The sequence below is a fragment of the Mycobacterium senriense genome, from assembly GCF_019668465.1.
Lineage (GTDB): Bacteria > Actinomycetota > Actinomycetes > Mycobacteriales > Mycobacteriaceae > Mycobacterium > Mycobacterium senriense.
In genome coordinates, this window is sequence record NZ_AP024828.1 from 3,367,561 (window position 1) to 3,383,733 (window position 16,173).

Below are 16,173 nucleotides of genomic sequence, written 5' to 3' on the forward strand. Positions count from 1 at the left end.
ATTGCGATGACGATGCCGGTGATGGAGCCGGATCTGGATGCGACGGTGCTCGAGACCTGGGCGCGCGCCATCGACGAAGGCCCGTTCTCGTCGCTGTGCTGGGGCGAGCGGATCGCCTTCGACAACCCCGACAACCTGACGTTGCTGGGCGCGCTGGCCGCCTGGACCAACCGGGTGCGGCTGCTGACGACCGTCATCGTGCCGCAACTGCACCATCCCGTCATGCTCGCCAAGGGGCTGGCGACCGGTGACCTGCTCAGCGGCGGCCGGTTGACCGTGGGCATCGGGGTGGGCGGCCGGCACGAGGACTACCACGCCGTGAGCGCCGACCCGGCGACGCAGACGATGCGCGGCATGGCCGAACGCGTTGCCGTGATGAAGCGCGTCTGGGCGGGGGAGAAGACCACCGACTCGGTGCTGCCAGTCGGGCCCGCGCCGGTCCAGTCCGGCGGTCCGCCGCTGTTCGTCGGCACCATCGGTCCGAAAACCATCCGCAGCGCGGCCGCGTGGGCCGACGGGCTGGCGGGCACCACCCTGGACCTCGACGTCGCCAAGCAGAACGAGCTGTTCGACGTGACCCGGGAGGCCTGGGCCCAGGCCGGCAGGCCCAAACCCCACCTGATCACGTCATTCTGGTTCGCGTTCGGGTCCCCCGAGGAGTCTCGCGACCAGATCCACCGCCATCTGCGCCGCTACATGAACTGGATACCGGCCGAATACGTCGACGCGATGGCGCCGATGACCGGCTGGGCCGGCAGTGAAGACGAGCTGCTGGACGTGTTGCGCCGGTTCGAGGACATCGGCACCGACGAGGTTCAGCTCATCCCGACGAGCTCGGATGTCGACCAAGTACGTCGCGCCGCGGACGTGGCGGCGCGGCTGTAACCAACCGTCTTGCGGCATCGACACAGGTAGATCGGGGTGAATTGCCGCGCCGGCGCGGCGGCGATTTCATTAGCGAATGACGCAGCAGGAGTTGCCCGCCCCGCTGGCCGAACTGACCGGGCTGATGACGGAGTGCGCGAATCACGGCGATTACGCCGGGGCGGCGCGGCAGGCAAACGAGCTGGTCACGCTCTGCCGGGCGACGCTGGGCGAGCGCCATGCGACGGTCCTGGAACTCAAGGTGTCGCTGGCCACCTTGCAGCTGCGGGCGGGTGAGGAAGCCGTCGCCTACGACGAGTTCGCGCGGCTGATACCGGACCTGGTCGAGGTGCTCGGTCGCGACCACCTCAGCACCCTGACCGCTCGCCACCTGTTGGCAGGCCGGCAACAACCCTCACTGTCATCGCTTGCCGAGTGGTCGCAGCTCTTCGCCGACGAACAGCGCATCTTGGGCGGCGAGCACGAGAGCGTGCTGGTTGCCCGCGAGAAGATCGCCGAGAAGCGTTGGGAGATCGGCGATGTCGTAGGCGCAATGGCCGAGGGGGAAGAAGTCCTCGCCGCGCGCCGCCGCGTGCTCGGTGACGACCACGCCGACACCCTGGGAACCAGACTGATGCTGGCGATCTGGCGGGGCCGCGCGGGCGACGTCCCCGGGGCCGTCGACGAGCTCGAGTCGTTGGTCGACGATCTGCGCGACAAGCTGGGCGACGATCACGTTCACCTGCTGATGGCCCGGCACATGTTGACGCTGTGGGCCCCCGATCGGGCCGGCGTCACTGACGAGGTCGCCGCGTGGGCGGGATTGGTCGACGAAGAGGCGCGGGTGCTCGGCGAAGAGCACCCGGTGACGGTCGCCGCCCGCCACGAGCTGGCCGAACGGTGCGCCCGGCAGGTCGGACGCGCCAACGGATCGGGCGTGGGTGCGCTGGGCTGGTCAGCTTCCTGATCCGGATGTGGCCCTGAGAGTCCTCAGGTCGTCGCCTTATCCGCCGGGCGCTCCTCGTTGACGGCGGGCTCCTGCGGCGGCTGCCCCTTGCGCAGCGTCTCCAGCAGCTCGCGGTACGGCCCGACCAGGTAGACGGTGTCGCCGCCGCGAAGCCATGCATCCCGGCGAGGGTGCAGCTCGACGGGTGTATTGCGACGGGTGATTGCGATGACCCGGGTTTGGGTGGACATCTCGAACATCCGCAGCCCGTCGAGCTCGCTGCCGGCCGCCACGTGCATGGCGCCGACCATGAACGAACGCTGCCCGACCGAGAACGTCCCAAGCACCTGCAGGCCCATCGCGGCGCCGATGAACCAGGGCGCGGCCAGGTCGACGGTCGAGCGGACGTTCTCGAAACCGAACCGCTTGGCCACCGCGTCGCCCAGGGTGCGGTCATAGATGCGCAGCACGATCGGCACGTCGGGCCGGTTGACCTCTGGCATCACCCGGGGACCGAGCATCTCGCGCAGCACGATCCCGGTTTCGATGTTGACCATGTCGTCCTGGGTCAGCACCGCGACGGCGCGGGCGCGGTCGACGCGGGCCGACTCCAGCGTCTGGCGCAGCGTCGCGTCCCCGAAGATCACCGGTACGTCGAGTTCGTCTGCGGTCGAAAGGAATCGGTTGTTCTCGTCGCGCTCGATCACCGCGACGTCGTATCCGGCGGCGGTCAGATCGCCGACGACGCGGCTGCCGAACGAGCCCAGTCCGACGACGATGATGTGGTTGCGCAGATGGCGTGCCCGCCGGACCCCGGCCGATTGGACGAAGCGGCGCGACAGCAGCAAGTCGGCCAGAAATGCCACGAGGAGCGCGGTGGTGGTCACCCCGGAGAACATGAGCGCGACGGCGAAAATTCGCAGCCACGGGGATTGATGGAGGAACGTGAATTCGCCGAATCCCACGGTGGTGATGGTCTCCGCCGTGAAATACATGGCGTCCAGCCAGGACAACCGCGGCTTCGTGTAGGAGAAGTGCACGACGACCGTCGACGCGAGCAATAGGCTGAGCGCGAGCAGCAGCGCGGGGAAGAGCATGGGATTGACGTCGTCCCGCATGGCGCGCGCGGCGTCCGAAAGTCGCCGCATCCACGATTGGCGAGAGCGTGTCGCGCTCGGTCGGGGCGTCTTGATGCCGCGCGCGGCCAGCTCATCGGCGCTGCCGATCATGGCCGTCCAGTCACCCGCGCGCACCCGATGATCTCGTCCGGGACAGGGCACCACCTCGTCGGGCGTGGCGGAGTTCTCGCCGTGAATCACTGCCACCGGTGCCAGGTCGCCGTAGATCTCGCGAAGGGTCGCGTCGCGTGGCGCCTCAGCCCCCGACACCAGAAACTTGATGCCGGCCGCCTCGACCGGATGGGTGTTACTCGCCAAACAGGCCTCGACGACCGACGGCGCCGCCAGGTCGGGGACATCGAGGATGGCGCCGGGGCCATTGTCGGCCGCCACCGCGGCGCGCAGCACGTCGTTGCCCAACCGGGCGACCACGCGCACGCGCGGATTCGTTTTCCTTGCCAGCAAGGCGATTTCGAGATTCTTTGCGTCGTCATCCCCGGCGCAGACGATGGCGTGTGCGCGGGCAAGATCGGCGCTGGCGAGCTCCTCGCTGTGCAGCTTGATGATGGTGGCGCCCGCGCGGTTCAGTTCCTCGGCGATGGTGGTCGCGAGCGCGTCGTCGCCACTGACGATGATGTGGCGGCGCGTGCTCATGTGTCCCCACCTCTGATGACATTGGCGCTCACTTGTTGTTACGACTATCGGGCACTATGCCGATTGATGCCAGCGCGACATGTCGTGAATTTTCAGGGAGATAATCGACCGCATCGTCGCTTGCTCGAACTGATGGGGGAGCGCGGTGGAGGGCGGGCCCCCACCCTCGTGCAGGGCATACTCGGGTGCATCCCGAGTTGAGCCGTCAGCCAACAGAATTGGCGAGGCGCCCGGCCGGCTTACAAGACCTGAACGTCGGCGGGCGACCAGAAAGCGCGCATCGACGTGATCTTGGCGTCCCCGTCGAACGACATCGTCGAGATCGGCGAGATTCGGGTGCGGCTGTCACCGGCGTCGAGCGTCAGATGCCAGAAGAAGGCGGCTTCGCCGTCGCCGATCCGTATTTCGGCGAGTTCGGTGTCCTTCTTGGCGTCTTGGAAGCCCGCATAGAAAGCGCGGATGGCGTCGTGGCCGCGGCGGATGTCGGATCCGATCGGATCCTCGATCGTGGCGTCGGCGGCGTAGAGGGTCACGATGTCGTCGGCGGTGCCTGTTGCGACCAGCGCGAGGTAGCGTTTGACGGTCTCGGTGATGGCTTCTGGGGACGGCATAGCTTCGGACGCTACTCCTCGCCGTCGCCACGGTATTCAGGGCAATACTGGCGTCGTGACTTTCATCGAACGCCTCGCGACTCGTGAGGTCTACCGGAACCCGTGGATGGTGCTGCGAGAGGACGACATCCGCCGCCCAGACGGCAGCAAGGGCATCTACAGCGTCGTCGACAAGCCGACCTATGCGCTCGTGATGCCCTACGACGGGCACCGCTTCCGATTGGTCGAACAGTTTCGTTATCCGCTCGGTGAGCGACGCTGGGAGTTTCCGCAAGGCACCGCTCCCGACCTGGTCGACGCCGAACCGGCCGAGCTGGCCGAGCGCGAATTGCGTGAGGAAACCGGGTTGAGCGCAACGTCGTTCGAGGCACTCGGCCAGCTCGACGTCGCACCGGGAATGACCAGTCAGCGGGGCTGGGTGTTTTTGGCCACCGGTATTGCCGAGGGAGAAGCCGACCGCGAGCACGAGGAACAGGACATGCGCAGTGCGTGGTTTGCGCGTGCAGAAGTCGAGCGGATGATTCGCGGGGGAGTGATCGCCGACGCGCAGTCGATCGCCGCCTATGGGTTGTTCCTACTGCGAGTGGGATGAAAACCCGCGACGACGCCGCGATCGTGTCCGCGCCGAGATCACGCCGCGTCATCGAACGCCCACCATTGACGCAATGCGGCCGAGGTTTCGGGTAGTTGCGATGGTCGCTGCCGTCGCCGCGTCGATCGTCGGCGCACCCGGCATAGGCGCGCATGCGCTGGCACCGTCATGGAACGGCAGATACTCACTGGTGAGGTATGCGGCCAGCAAAACCGGTACCAGCCTTGCCGCCACACAATCCGAACCGACCTTCAGCGCGGACTACGTCTTCACCACCGCGTGCTCGTCAGGCAGGTGCGTCGCCACCGCCACCGACGGCCCCGCGCCGAAGAACCCGACGCTGCCCCAGCCTTCGCACTACACCTGGGACGGCGCCAAGTGGGTTGAGCGCTTCGACTTCCAATGGGATTGCTATATGGGCGAAGGCGTTTCGAAGGTGTGGGCCCCCGCGAGGTCGTGGGCCTTTTACACACCGCAGCCCGATGGGTCGCTACGCGGGACCTGGCACACCGACATCAACAGCGGTCCCTGCAAGGGGAGCGTCGAAATGCCGGTGGCGGCGTTCGCCGCCGGGCCGGCATGACGGAGACGCCGTCACGACGACGCCTTAGGATTGGTTAGGGGCAGTAGTTCGATTCCGCCGCGCTCACGATGGCCGTGGCGTCCCCGTAGTTGAAGGAACTGCTCAACCCGGAATGAACATCGGTCGCCAGTTCGTCCGGAGTCTTGCCTGCGGCGCGATCCGAGCAGATGGCGTGCCCCAGCGAGATCAGCGTGCCTTCGCCACCCGGCTGCCACACCACGCCGATCTTCTTCAATTGGCCCAGGTATCCGTCATCGTCGGCGGAGGCGATCCCGCTACCTACCGTTAACGCGGCAGCAACGACAGCCGGAATGCATAACATGCGCAGCCCGCAAACAGTCTTCACTTTGGCTCCTTCTCTCAGTGATAGTGACAACGGCCTCAGTATGCGGCGTGCGGTGCGGGATTGCCCGACGAACAGCAAAAGCTGGCAAACCAGCATTGAGCAACTATGTCCTGCGTCAGCAATCGAAGACCATTTCCGTGGCAACCACATCGGAGGGCGGTGCTGTGGGCTGATCGGATGCGTCGACCCGTCGGACCTGCCCGCGGTGCGTGCTATGGAAGGGCCGATCCTGTTGCTGGGTGATGACTTAGCGGATCAGTCCTGCGGGGTGGGGGTCATCGAGGCGATGTAATAGGTTTCGTGCCCGGTTGGGTAGCCGCCTCCGCCGGTCGCGATATGAACATGGTCGTAATGGTCGGCGGTCTCCGAGCCCAGGTCCGCCATCCAGTTCCCCCCGCCGACACCCGGGTAGATCTTCTGCCGCCAGATGACGTGGTTGATGCCCCATCGCTTCGCGTTCGCCAAGGCGTAGCCGGCGATCTGGTTGCCGAGCTCGATGCCTTCGGGCGAGTGGTAGTTCGGGATCATCACGTCGATCGCCAGCCCGTTGGGATGCCACGGCAACGGATCCTCGCGGTATCCGTAGATGGTCTTGATCTGGGGGAAGAGCACGGTGATGACGCGGGCCGCCCAGATGGTCTTGACCTGCAACCGTTCCTCGGATCCCACGCTATGAGGCAATGCGAGCTGGAATTGCTGGCCGGCGGACGGGGCGGGCGGCGCCAGCGCGGTCAGCGATTCCACCTCGGCCGGAGTGGCGGTGCGCGGTGCGCTGGCGGGCGGCCGCGCGGCGGCGGCGCTGGTGGCGGGAGTCGGCGCGGGCGTCTCGACGCAGCACCGCGTCTTGGTGCCTTGCGCGTGGATCATGGCGGCGGAGACGACGAGCGACGCCGCGATCGCCAGCCATCGCCCGCGGCCCCTGGCGAACACCTTCACGCCCACGACCAGCAGCTTAATGTCGTTTGTGACTCGTGGGGCGCGTTTTCAATTGCTTGTTCGGACGAGCCGACCACGATGACACCATGGCCGGGCGGTCGATCGAGATGCGACTGCTTCACCGGAGGGTGCTCCGCTTCGCCTCACGACCGTGGGCGTGGCGGTTGACTGTTCAGCGGCGGGCGGTGGCCGGCGCGAGGTGCGCCATCCCGCGGAGAACCCACGGTGCCCGCGTGGCAATCAGCTCCACGGCGCGGTCCGAGCGTCGCATCGCGGTCCGGCGGCCAGGGGTGGGAGTTGAAACAAGTTCCGCCTCAGGCGATCCCGCGCGCGGGCCGTGGCGATCGACCGCCAGCAGTTGCCAACTGCCGGGTACGCCACGCAGCTCGACGCTGCCACGGTCTTCGAAGCCGGTGCCCGACCCGACGACCAGGTCACGCACGGTCCGGGACACGAGAATGTCGCCCGCCCGTGCGTGCCCGAGGATGCGCGCCGCGATGTGTACCGCGATTCCCCCGATGTCGTTGTCCAGTAGTTCGCATTCGCCGGTGTGGATTCCGACGCGAATCTGGATGCCCAGGATCTCGGTGTCGGCGCGCAACGCCTCGGCGCAGCGGATGGCCTGCGTCGGGCCGTCGAACGTGGTGAGGTGCCCGTCGCCGGTGCTCTTGACCACCGTGCCGCCGAACCGCTGCGTGAGTTCGGCGGTGATCTCACCAAAGCGGTACAGCACCGCCCGCCACCGCTCATCGCCCGCCGCCGCGGCGTGTTCGGTCGAGGAGACCATGTCGGTGAACAACACGGTGCGTAGGGCGCGGTGCGACTGTGCAGGCGCGGCATGGCCGCCGGTGAGGAACTCCTCGATGCCGGTCAGGATCTTGTCTGGCTCGGTCAAGAAGGGTGCATGGTCCACGCCCTCGACCTCGAGGTACCGCGCGCCGGGGATGTGATCGGCGAGATACCGGCCGCCCTGCACTGGAACCGCGGGGTCCTCACGGGCATGGATGACCAGGGTTGGCGTGGTAATCGTTGGCAGGATCGGGCGCAGGTCGGTCAGAAAGGCCGCTTCGAATGACGCCCGCGCCATTCCCGGGCTCGCGCTCATGCGCTCCAACATTGCGAGCTGGCGTATCGACCGGACCGATGGCGCGCTGATGCTGGCTGCCGCACCGGTGCCCCACCCGGATCGCACCGCGCGGCCGCCTTCCAGCCAGCGAGCGAGCTGCTCAACGGACGGCGTGTAGGCCTCACCTAGCTCGGAAAGGAAGCGCGCCCGCAGCTCTCCCGGGTCACGATTCATGTCGTCCCATCCGCAGGGGTGGAACGAGTATGTGGCGCATAGGATCAGCGCCCGCACTCGCTCCGGCCGTGCGGCCGCGAACATCATGGACGCCGGTCCACCGTCACTCAGACCGGAGACGACGGCCCGTACGAAGCCGACGGCGTCCATGACGGCCTCGATCTCGGACACCCGATCATCCAGGGTGCGAACTTTTGGCACCGGATCCGACAGCCCGACACCGGCCTTATCGAACAAGAGGACGCGACAGAACGTGGCGAGCTGCTCCATGAACGCCTTGAACTGGGGGAGGGTCCAGGCCAGCTCGAGGTGGCTGACAAACGGCCCGACGACGACGAGCTCTACAGGCCCGTCGCCGAACACCTGATATGCCAGGCTGAGATCGCCGCACTTGGCGTACGACGTGTCCGCCATGGCCTGAGCGTACTGCTGATCCCAGTGCTCGATGGGGCACCAGTGATAATCCCCCAGGTAGTTCCGCTCAGATCACTCAGGCAGCTTGATCATGCCGGGAGTGACCTGTTGCGCAGCGATGACGCGGCCGGGTCGGTGGGCGGCCGTCCCGCGGCCCTCGCGGTGGCGGTCGCGGGCCGTGAATTCATCGCCTCGTTTGCCGGCGCCAGCCGGAGAATCTTTGCGGGCGCGGATCTACGGCTTTAGGGCGGCGGGGGTGGTACGACGGGTCGGCACACATTGGCACCCGGGTCCCACCAGTTGCCTGGTCCGCAATCCTGGGGTGGCGGTGCGCCTAACGGCTGGCAGGCATTGGCTCCCGGGTTCCACCAGTTGCCTGGTCCGCAATCCTGGGGTGGCGGTGCGCCTAACGGCTGGCAGGCATTGGCTCCCGGGTTCCACCAGTTGCCTGGACCGCAATCTGGGGGTTGAGCAGAGCTATTCCCAGGCGATACCGCTGTCATGTACGTCATGGGCGCTAAAGCCACTGCGACCACGCCCGCCGCGCGACGAACAAACATGCTCATCGAAGGCCCTCCGTCCGGTAAATGCCAGAACCAGAAGCAGCTTCAGCGAGTGTAAGCCCCAGCAACTCACTTCGACGGCAAAGTCGTCGAAAAACGAGTAGTCAGCAACCCGAGGGGGTGTTCTATCCCAGCAAACGACTGTCCGGACGAGCCAGAGACTGCGGCAACTTTTCGCGCACGGCAGCGAAAGTGACACTGTCACACAACGCATTTCGTGAACTAATTGCATTGAAGCACAACATTTTTGGAGCACCATGGCAGCGAAGCACGGCACACGGCGGCGCTACATCGAGGGCTGCCACTGCCCTGGGTGTACCAACGCGAACACCTTTTACCAGGCAAAATTACCGCCAGAGGCGCAACGACACGGAACCGGCAACTCCGAGTGTCACTGTGTCAGTATCACCGGCAACACCTGGACCGGTGGAGGTCGGCGTCGAGGAAGAAATCCGCACGATCGCGCAGGCGCACCCAGGCATGGCCCAGACTGCCCTTGCTTTGGCTCGCATCCAGTACATCCGCCGCGGCTGTCAACGGCACCGGCCCACCACGCTCCCGCGCCGCACGGCCCAAGGTCGCCAGCAAACGCTGACGTTTATTAACGTCACTAGAAAAAAGGTACGTGCGTGCCACAAAGTTGTTGCGCAATCGATACCGAATCGCTTAACTTAGAAACCGGGGGATCCAAGTCACACGTACGGGCCGATGTGGCGCACATCCCAGCACCAGGGGGGCGGTCGCAACACTTTGCGGCCGACCGGGACGAAGGACTAGCTCGTTGTCAGTAGAAAGACGGGCCGCTCGGCCCGTGAGACTTGTGCTCGCAAAAAGCACTCCGCGCGCAGTGGCCGCGGACGATCGCGCATGGGTGCCGGGGGCGCTGTGTACTGAATCAGATCCCGATCGGATGTTCGTGCGGGGGGCCCAACAACGTATAGAGGCAGTTATCTGCCGTCACTGCCCTGTGATGCAGGAGTGCGGAGCGGAGGCGCTCGACAACAAGGTCGAGTTCGGAATCTGGGGCGGCATGACCGAGCGCCAGCGCAGGGCTCTGCTCAAGCGCCATCCCGAGGTTGTGTCCTGGACAGACTTTTTTGCTAAGCGCAACGCCCGCTCCATCGGATAGGCACCCGTGGCCACTAGCCGATGGGCAGCCGTCGAGGCGCATCCGTGGGTCCCCCCGGGTGCTGGTCAGCACCCATCAAACCGCAGCTCCGGTCGGACACTGGGTCAGGAACTGACGCCGCTACCCATCCAGCGGTCAAATACCAGCAAACGCGCCCGGCAGTGATGCGGATCTATTGCTCACTGGCCGAACTATTTGCACCCAGGGAGGCATCAGCGGCCGCTACGTGAATCAGGAGGTGGCTGCCCATCTAGGGACCAACACGGCTGCTGCTGGCCAGGTGGTCGATGCCGCGGTCGAGTACATCTGCCCTGGTGTGAACATCCCTTAAAGCCGAAGAAAGAGCACGGGATGTTCGTTCACAGGCCGTAGAGCCACGCCAGACACCTAGTTGTGCAGACCTTGCGCGGCATTGCGTCCGCGCTGGTCAGATGGTGCCCCCGGCAGGATTCGAACCTGCGGCCTTCTGCTCCGGAGGCAGACGCTCTATCCCCTGAGCTACGGGGGCGCACCGACATACCTGTTGCGCCATGGGGCTTTCGAACAAGCACGGACAGACTAACGCATCGCGGTGGCCACCCCGCCACCGCAATGGATTCGGGGCGCGGACACCCCAGCCAATAGGATGGACGTTCGTGACCCCCGCTGACCTGGCTGAGCTGCTCAAAACCACCGCCGCCGCGGTGCTGGCCGAGCGCGGGCTGGATGCTGCCGCGCTGCCGCAGACGGTCACCGTGGAGCGCCCTCGCAATCCCGAGCACGGCGATTACGCCAGCAACCTGGCGCTGCAGCTGGGCAAGAAGGTCGGCGCCAACCCCCGCGAGCTGGCCGGATGGCTCGCCGAGGCGCTCGCCCAGGCCGACGGCATCGCGTCGGCGGAGGTGGCCGGTCCCGGCTTCATCAACCTGCGCCTCGAGGCGTCGGCGCAAGCCGTCGTCGTCGTCAACGTCATCGACGCCGGCGACCGCTTCGGTCACTCTGACGCGCTGGCTGGACGCCACATCAACCTGGAGTTCGTGTCGGCCAATCCGACCGGACCGATCCACATCGGCGGCACCCGCTGGGCCGCGGTCGGCGACGCGCTGGGCCGGCTGCTGTCCACCCAGGGCGCCGACGTGGTGCGCGAATACTATTTCAACGACCACGGCGCCCAGATCGACCGGTTCGCCAGTTCGCTGGTCGCCGCGGCCAAGGGTGAGCCCATCCCGGAAGACGGCTACGCCGGCGCCTACATCCACGACATCAGCGCCGAGGTGTTGCGGAAAGCGCCCGATGCGCTGAGCCTGCCCGAGGCCGAAATGCGCGAGACCTTCCGCGCAATCGGTGTCGACCTGATGTTCACCCACATCAAGGAGTCGTTGCACGAGTTCGGCACCGACTTCGACGTCTACACCCACGAAGACTCGATGCACACCAAGGGCCTGGTCGAGGAAGCCATCGGGAGGCTGCGCGAGACGGGCAACATCTACGAGAAGGACGGCGCAACGTGGTTGCGCACCAGCGCCTTTGGTGACGACAAGGACCGCGTCGTCATCAAGAGCGACGGCAAGCCGGCCTACATCGCCGGTGACATCGCCTACTACCTGGACAAGCGGCAGCGCGGCTTCGACCTGGCCATCTACATGCTGGGGGCCGACCACCACGGCTACATCGCCCGGCTCAAGGCCGTGGCGGCCGCGTTCGGCGACGACCCGGCCACCGTCGAGGTGCTCATCGGACAGATGGTCAACCTCGTCCGCGACGGCCAGCCGGTCCGGATGAGCAAGCGGGCCGGAACGGTGATCACGCTGGACGACCTCGTCGAGGCCATCGGTGTCGACGCCGCGCGTTACAGCCTGATCCGTTCCTCGGTGGACACCCCCATCGACATCGACCTCGCGCTGTGGTCCTCGGCGTCGAACGAAAACCCGGTCTATTACGTGCAATACGCGCATGCCCGGCTCTCGGCGCTGGCCCGCAACGCCGCCGAACTGGGGCTGATCCCCGACACCGGGCACCTCGAGCTGCTCAGGCACGACAAGGAGGGGACGCTGCTGCGCACCCTCGGCGAATTCCCCCGGGTGCTCAACACGGCGGCGTCGCTCCGCGAACCCCACCGCGTATGCCGGTACTTGGAAGACCTCGCCGGCGACTACCACCGGTTCTACGACGCGTGCCGGGTCTTGCCGCAGGGCGACGAGCAACCGACCGATCTGCACACCGCGCGCCTGGCGCTGTGCCAGGCGACCCGCCAGGTGATCGCCAACGGCCTGGCGATACTGGGCGTCACCGCTCCGGAGCGAATGTGAACGTTCACCCCGCCGGTCCTCGGCACGCCGAAGAGACCCGTCACGCCGAAAGCCCGCTGCGGCCGCAATCCCCCGAGGAGCTGCTGCTGTTGGCGCCGAATGTGTGGCCGCGCAACGTCGCTCGCGATGAAGCCGGAGTCGCCAGCATCGCGGGTGTGACGGTGACCGACCTCGCCCACGAGTACGGGACCCCGCTGTTCGTCATCGACGAGGACGACTTCCGGTACCGCTGCCGGGAGATCGCGTCGGCCTTCGGCGGCGGCAAGAACGTGCACTATGCCGCGAAGGCGTTCCTGTGCAGCGAGATTGCGCGCTGGATCGACGAAGAAGGCCTGTCCCTCGACGTCTGCACCGGCGGGGAGCTGGCGGTCGCGCTGCACGCCAACTTCCCACCCGAGCGGATCACGTTCCACGGCAACAACAAATCGGTCGCCGAGCTGACGGCCGCGGTCAAAGCCGGTGTCGGCCATGTTGTGTTGGACTCGATGGTCGAGATCGAGCGTCTCGACGCCATCGCGGGGGAGGCGGGCATCGTCCAGGATGTCTTCGTCCGTCTCACCGTCGGTGTCGAGGCGCACACCCACGAGTTCATCTCCACCGCGCACGAGGACCAGAAGTTCGGGTTGTCGCTGGCCAGCGGCGCGGCTCTGGACGCCGTCGGCAAAGTATTCGACACCCGGCACCTGCGACTGGTGGGCCTGCACAGTCACATCGGTTCGCAGATCTTCGACGTCGCCGGCTTCGAACTCGCCGCCCACCGCGTGATCGGTCTGCTACACCAAGCCGTCGAACAATTCGGTGTCGAGAAGGCCGCACAGATCTCCACCGTGGATCTGGGTGGCGGACTGGGCATCTCCTATCTCGCCGCCGACGATCCGCCGCCGATGGGCGAGCTGGCCGCCAAGCTGAGCGAGATCGTGCGCAACGAGTCGGCGGCCGTCGGGCTGCCGACCCCGCGGCTGGTGGTCGAGCCGGGACGGGCCATCGCCGGGCCCGGCACCATCACGCTCTACGAGGTGGGCACCGTCAAGGATGTCGACGTGAGCGCCACCGCGCACCGGCGCTACGTCAGCGTCGACGGCGGCATGAGCGACAACATCCGCACCGCACTCTATGACGCGCAGTACGACGCCCGGCTGGTCTCGCGGCTCAGCGATGCGCCGGCCGAGTCGGCCCGTATCGTCGGAAAGCATTGCGAGAGCGGCGATATCGTGGTGCGCGACACCTGGATGCCCGGAGACCTGCGCCCGGGCGACCTGATCGGGGTCGCCGCCACCGGTGCCTACTGTTATTCATTGTCGAGTCGTTACAACATGATCTGTCGCCCCGCCGTCGTCGCGGTGCGCGACGGGCGCGCCCGTCAGGTCCTGCGTCGTGAGACGGTCGACGATCTATTGAGTCTGGAAGTGAGGTGAACTGTGCCCCGTGACGAAAAGCCGGTCGGTGTAGCGGTACTCGGATTGGGCAACGTCGGCAGCGAAGTTGTCCGAATCATCGAGGACAGCGCTGATGACCTCGCCGCTCGCGTTGGCGCACCCGTGGTGTTGCGTGGCGTCGGAGTGCGCCGCGTCGCCGAGGGCCGTGGTGTTCCCGTCGAGCTGCTCACCGATGACATCGAAGCGCTCGCCGCGCGCGACGACGTCGACATTGTCGTGGAACTGATGGGACCGGTGGAACCCGCGCGCAAGGCCATCCTGTGCGCCCTCGAGCACGGTAAATCGGTCGTCACGGCGAATAAGGCGCTGCTGGCCACCTCTACCGGCGAATTGGCGCAGGCCGCCGAAAGTGCGCATGTCGACCTGTATTTCGAGGCTGCCGTAGCGGGTGCCATTCCGGTCATCCGCCCGCTGACCCAGTCTTTGGCCGGCGACACGGTGCTGCGGGTCGCCGGGATCGTCAACGGCACCACCAACTACATCTTGTCCGCGATGGACAGCACCGGCGCCGACTACGACACGGCGCTGGCCGAAGCCAGCGCGTTGGGTTATGCCGAGGCCGACCCCACCGCCGACGTCGAGGGCTACGACGCCGCAGCCAAGGCGGCGATCCTGGCGTCCATTGCTTTTCACACCCGGGTGACCGCCGACGACGTGTACCGCGAGGGCATCACAAAAGTCACCCCGGCCGACTTCGAATCGGCCCGGGCCCTGGGGTGCACCATCAAGCTGCTGTCCATCTGCGAGCGCATCACAACCGATGGCCAGGAGCGGGTTTCGGCGCGGGTCTACCCGGCACTCGTGCCGTTGTCGCACCCGCTGGCCACCGTCAACGGCGCCTTCAACGCGGTGGTGGTCGAGGCCAAGGCCTCCGGCCGGCTGATGTTCTACGGCCAAGGCGCCGGTGGCGCGCCGACCGCGTCCGCGGTCGCCGGTGACATGGTGATGGCAGCGCGCAACCGGGTGCTGGGCAGCCGCGGGCCGCGGGAATCCAAATACGCCCAACTTCCGGTCGCCCCAATGGGTTTCATCTCCACGCGTTACTACGTCAGCATGAATGTCGCCGACAAGCCCGGCGTGCTGTCCTCGGTGGCGGCCGAATTCGCCAAGCGTGAGGTCAGCATCGCCGAGGTCCGTCAGGAAGGTGTCGCGGACGAAGGCGGGCGACGGGTGGGTGCGCGCATCGTCGTGGTCACCCACACCGCGACGGATGCCGCGCTGTCCGAAACCGTCGAGGCGCTGGCCGATTTGGATGCCGTGCAGAGCGTCACCAGCGTGCTACGACTGGAAGGGACCACCCTATGAGCGCCCCGCGCACCGCCGTCCACAAGCCGTGGCCCGGTCTCATCGAGGCATATCGGGACCGGTTACCGGTGGGCGACAACTGGACCCCGGTCACCCTGCTCGAGGGGGGCACCCCGCTGATCGCGGCGGGCCGGATCTCGGAAAAGACCGGCTGCAGTGTTCATCTGAAAGTCGAGGGCCTCAATCCCACCGGGTCATTCAAAGACCGGGGCATGACGATGGCCGTCACCGATGCACTGGCGCGTGGCCAGCAGGCGGTGCTGTGTGCGTCGACCGGAAACACCTCGGCGTCGGCGGCGGCCTACGCGGCGCGCGCCGGCATCACCTGTGCGGTGCTGATACCGCAGGGCAAGATCGCGATGGGCAAGCTGGCGCAGGCGGTCATGCACGGCGCCAAGATCATCCAGATCGACGGCAACTTCGACGACTGCCTGGAACTGGCCCGCAAGATGGCCGCCGACTTTCCGACCATCGCGCTGGTCAACTCGGTGAACCCGGTGCGCATCGAGGGCCAGAAGACGGCGGCGTTCGAGATCGTCGACGCGCTGGGGACCGCGCCCGACGTGCACGCCCTGCCGGTCGGCAACGCGGGAAACATCACCGCGTACTGGAAGGGATACACCGAGTATCACCACGAGGGTTTGATCGAGAAGTTGCCGCGCATGCTGGGCACGCAGGCGGCCGGTGCGGCCCCGCTGGTGCACGGCGCGCCGGTCAAGAACCCGGAGACCATCGCGACCGCGATCCGCATCGGCGCCCCCGCGTCGTGGACGGCGGCCGTTGACGCGCAGCAGCAATCGAACGGCCGCTTCCTGGCCGCGACCGACGAAGAGATCCTGGCCGCCTACCACCTGGTGGCGGAGTCCGAGGGCATCTTCGTCGAACCCGCCTCGGCGGCCAGCATCGCGGGGCTGTTCAAGGCCATCGACGACGGCTGGGTGGCCCGCGGGTCGACGGTCGTGTGCACGGTGACCGGCAACGGCCTCAAGGACCCCGACACCGCGCTGCGGGATATGCCGACCGTGACCCCGCTGCCGGTGGACCCGGTCCTCGTGGTCGAAAAGCTGGGGCTGGCCTAGTGGCGATCG

The 16,173-nt window shown here is 66.6% G+C and carries 15 protein-coding genes and 1 tRNA gene; 10 read left to right on the plus strand and 6 right to left on the minus strand.

Annotation, left to right across the window (positions count from 1 at the left end):
* The first annotated feature begins 6 nt into the window (after positions 1-6).
* On the plus strand, positions 7-885 hold the full coding sequence (locus MTY59_RS16195; protein ID WP_221046473.1) for an LLM class flavin-dependent oxidoreductase: 879 nt from the start codon (positions 7-9) through the stop codon (positions 883-885).
* 76 nt (positions 886-961) lie between these two features.
* On the plus strand, positions 962-1,831 hold the full coding sequence (locus MTY59_RS16200) for a tetratricopeptide repeat protein (protein WP_221042054.1): 870 nt from the start codon (positions 962-964) through the stop codon (positions 1,829-1,831).
* A 23-nt stretch (positions 1,832-1,854) separates the two neighbouring features.
* On the opposite strand, the gene MTY59_RS16205 is transcribed toward MTY59_RS16200, so the two are convergent.
* Both MTY59_RS16205 and MTY59_RS16210 read right to left on the minus strand, forming a co-directional pair.
* Positions 1,855-3,582: an NAD-binding protein gene (locus MTY59_RS16205; RefSeq protein ID WP_221042055.1), complete on the minus strand. Its 1,728-nt coding sequence runs from the start codon at positions 3,580-3,582 to the stop codon at positions 1,855-1,857.
* 239 nt (positions 3,583-3,821) lie between these two features.
* Positions 3,822-4,193: a nuclear transport factor 2 family protein gene (locus tag MTY59_RS16210; protein ID WP_221042056.1), complete on the minus strand. Its 372-nt coding sequence runs from the start codon at positions 4,191-4,193 to the stop codon at positions 3,822-3,824.
* 106 nt (positions 4,194-4,299) lie between these two features.
* Between MTY59_RS16210 and MTY59_RS16215 the strand changes: the two genes are divergently transcribed.
* Entirely contained in the window at positions 4,300-4,785 is a 486-nt protein-coding gene (locus MTY59_RS16215) for an NUDIX domain-containing protein (protein ID WP_250160871.1), read from the plus strand.
* Positions 4,786-4,858: 73 nt separating this feature from the next.
* The gene (locus MTY59_RS16220) at positions 4,859-5,368 is read left to right on the plus strand and encodes an Rv2253 family sensor-like surface protein (RefSeq protein ID WP_250160576.1); all 510 of its coding nucleotides are present in this window, start codon (positions 4,859-4,861) and stop codon (positions 5,366-5,368) included.
* Positions 5,369-5,402: 34 nt separating this feature from the next.
* Here the strand turns inward: MTY59_RS16220 and MTY59_RS16225 are convergent, their stop codons facing one another.
* The 3 genes from MTY59_RS16225 to MTY59_RS16235 all read right to left on the minus strand — a co-directional run bounded on the left by MTY59_RS16225 (position 5,403) and on the right by MTY59_RS16235 (position 8,364).
* On the minus strand, positions 5,403-5,690 hold the full coding sequence (locus MTY59_RS16225) for a DUF732 domain-containing protein (RefSeq protein ID WP_221046475.1): 288 nt from the start codon (positions 5,688-5,690) through the stop codon (positions 5,403-5,405).
* 279 nt (positions 5,691-5,969) lie between these two features.
* Entirely contained in the window at positions 5,970-6,656 is a 687-nt protein-coding gene (locus tag MTY59_RS16230; protein ID WP_221042058.1) for a VldE C-terminal domain-containing protein, read from the minus strand.
* Between the two features lie 166 nt (positions 6,657-6,822).
* Positions 6,823-8,364 (minus strand): adenylate/guanylate cyclase domain-containing protein, encoded by a 1,542-nt coding sequence (locus MTY59_RS16235; RefSeq protein ID WP_221042059.1) that lies wholly within the window; start codon positions 8,362-8,364, stop codon positions 6,823-6,825.
* A 1,374-nt stretch (positions 8,365-9,738) separates the two neighbouring features.
* Between MTY59_RS16235 and MTY59_RS16240 the strand changes: the two genes are divergently transcribed.
* Positions 9,739-10,056, plus strand: a complete 318-nt coding sequence (locus MTY59_RS16240) for a WhiB family transcriptional regulator (RefSeq protein ID WP_284145221.1) — start codon at positions 9,739-9,741, stop codon at positions 10,054-10,056.
* A 139-nt stretch (positions 10,057-10,195) separates the two neighbouring features.
* Positions 10,196-10,387: a DUF732 domain-containing protein gene (locus MTY59_RS27975; RefSeq protein WP_415822369.1), complete on the plus strand. Its 192-nt coding sequence runs from the start codon at positions 10,196-10,198 to the stop codon at positions 10,385-10,387.
* 101 nt (positions 10,388-10,488) lie between these two features.
* Here MTY59_RS27975 and MTY59_RS16250 read toward each other — a convergent pair.
* Positions 10,489-10,564 (minus strand) — tRNA-Arg (locus MTY59_RS16250).
* A 127-nt stretch (positions 10,565-10,691) separates the two neighbouring features.
* Between MTY59_RS16250 and argS the strand changes: the two genes are divergently transcribed.
* The 4 genes from argS to thrC are packed head-to-tail and all read left to right on the plus strand — an operon-like array spanning position 10,692 to position 16,164.
* Positions 10,692-12,344, plus strand: a complete 1,653-nt coding sequence (gene argS / locus MTY59_RS16255; RefSeq protein WP_221042061.1) for an arginine--tRNA ligase — start codon at positions 10,692-10,694, stop codon at positions 12,342-12,344.
* Positions 12,341-13,759, plus strand: coding sequence for a diaminopimelate decarboxylase (gene lysA / locus MTY59_RS16260; RefSeq protein WP_250160577.1), 1,419 nt, complete (start codon positions 12,341-12,343; stop codon positions 13,757-13,759). Before argS ends, lysA begins: the two co-directional genes overlap by 4 nt.
* A gap of 3 nt (positions 13,760-13,762) precedes the next feature.
* Entirely contained in the window at positions 13,763-15,085 is a 1,323-nt protein-coding gene (locus MTY59_RS16265; RefSeq protein ID WP_221042062.1) for a homoserine dehydrogenase, read from the plus strand.
* Positions 15,082-16,164, plus strand: a complete 1,083-nt coding sequence (gene thrC, locus MTY59_RS16270; protein WP_221042063.1) for a threonine synthase — start codon at positions 15,082-15,084, stop codon at positions 16,162-16,164. The genes MTY59_RS16265 and thrC overlap by 4 nt, the downstream gene beginning before the upstream one ends.
* Positions 16,165-16,173 lie beyond the last annotated feature (9 nt).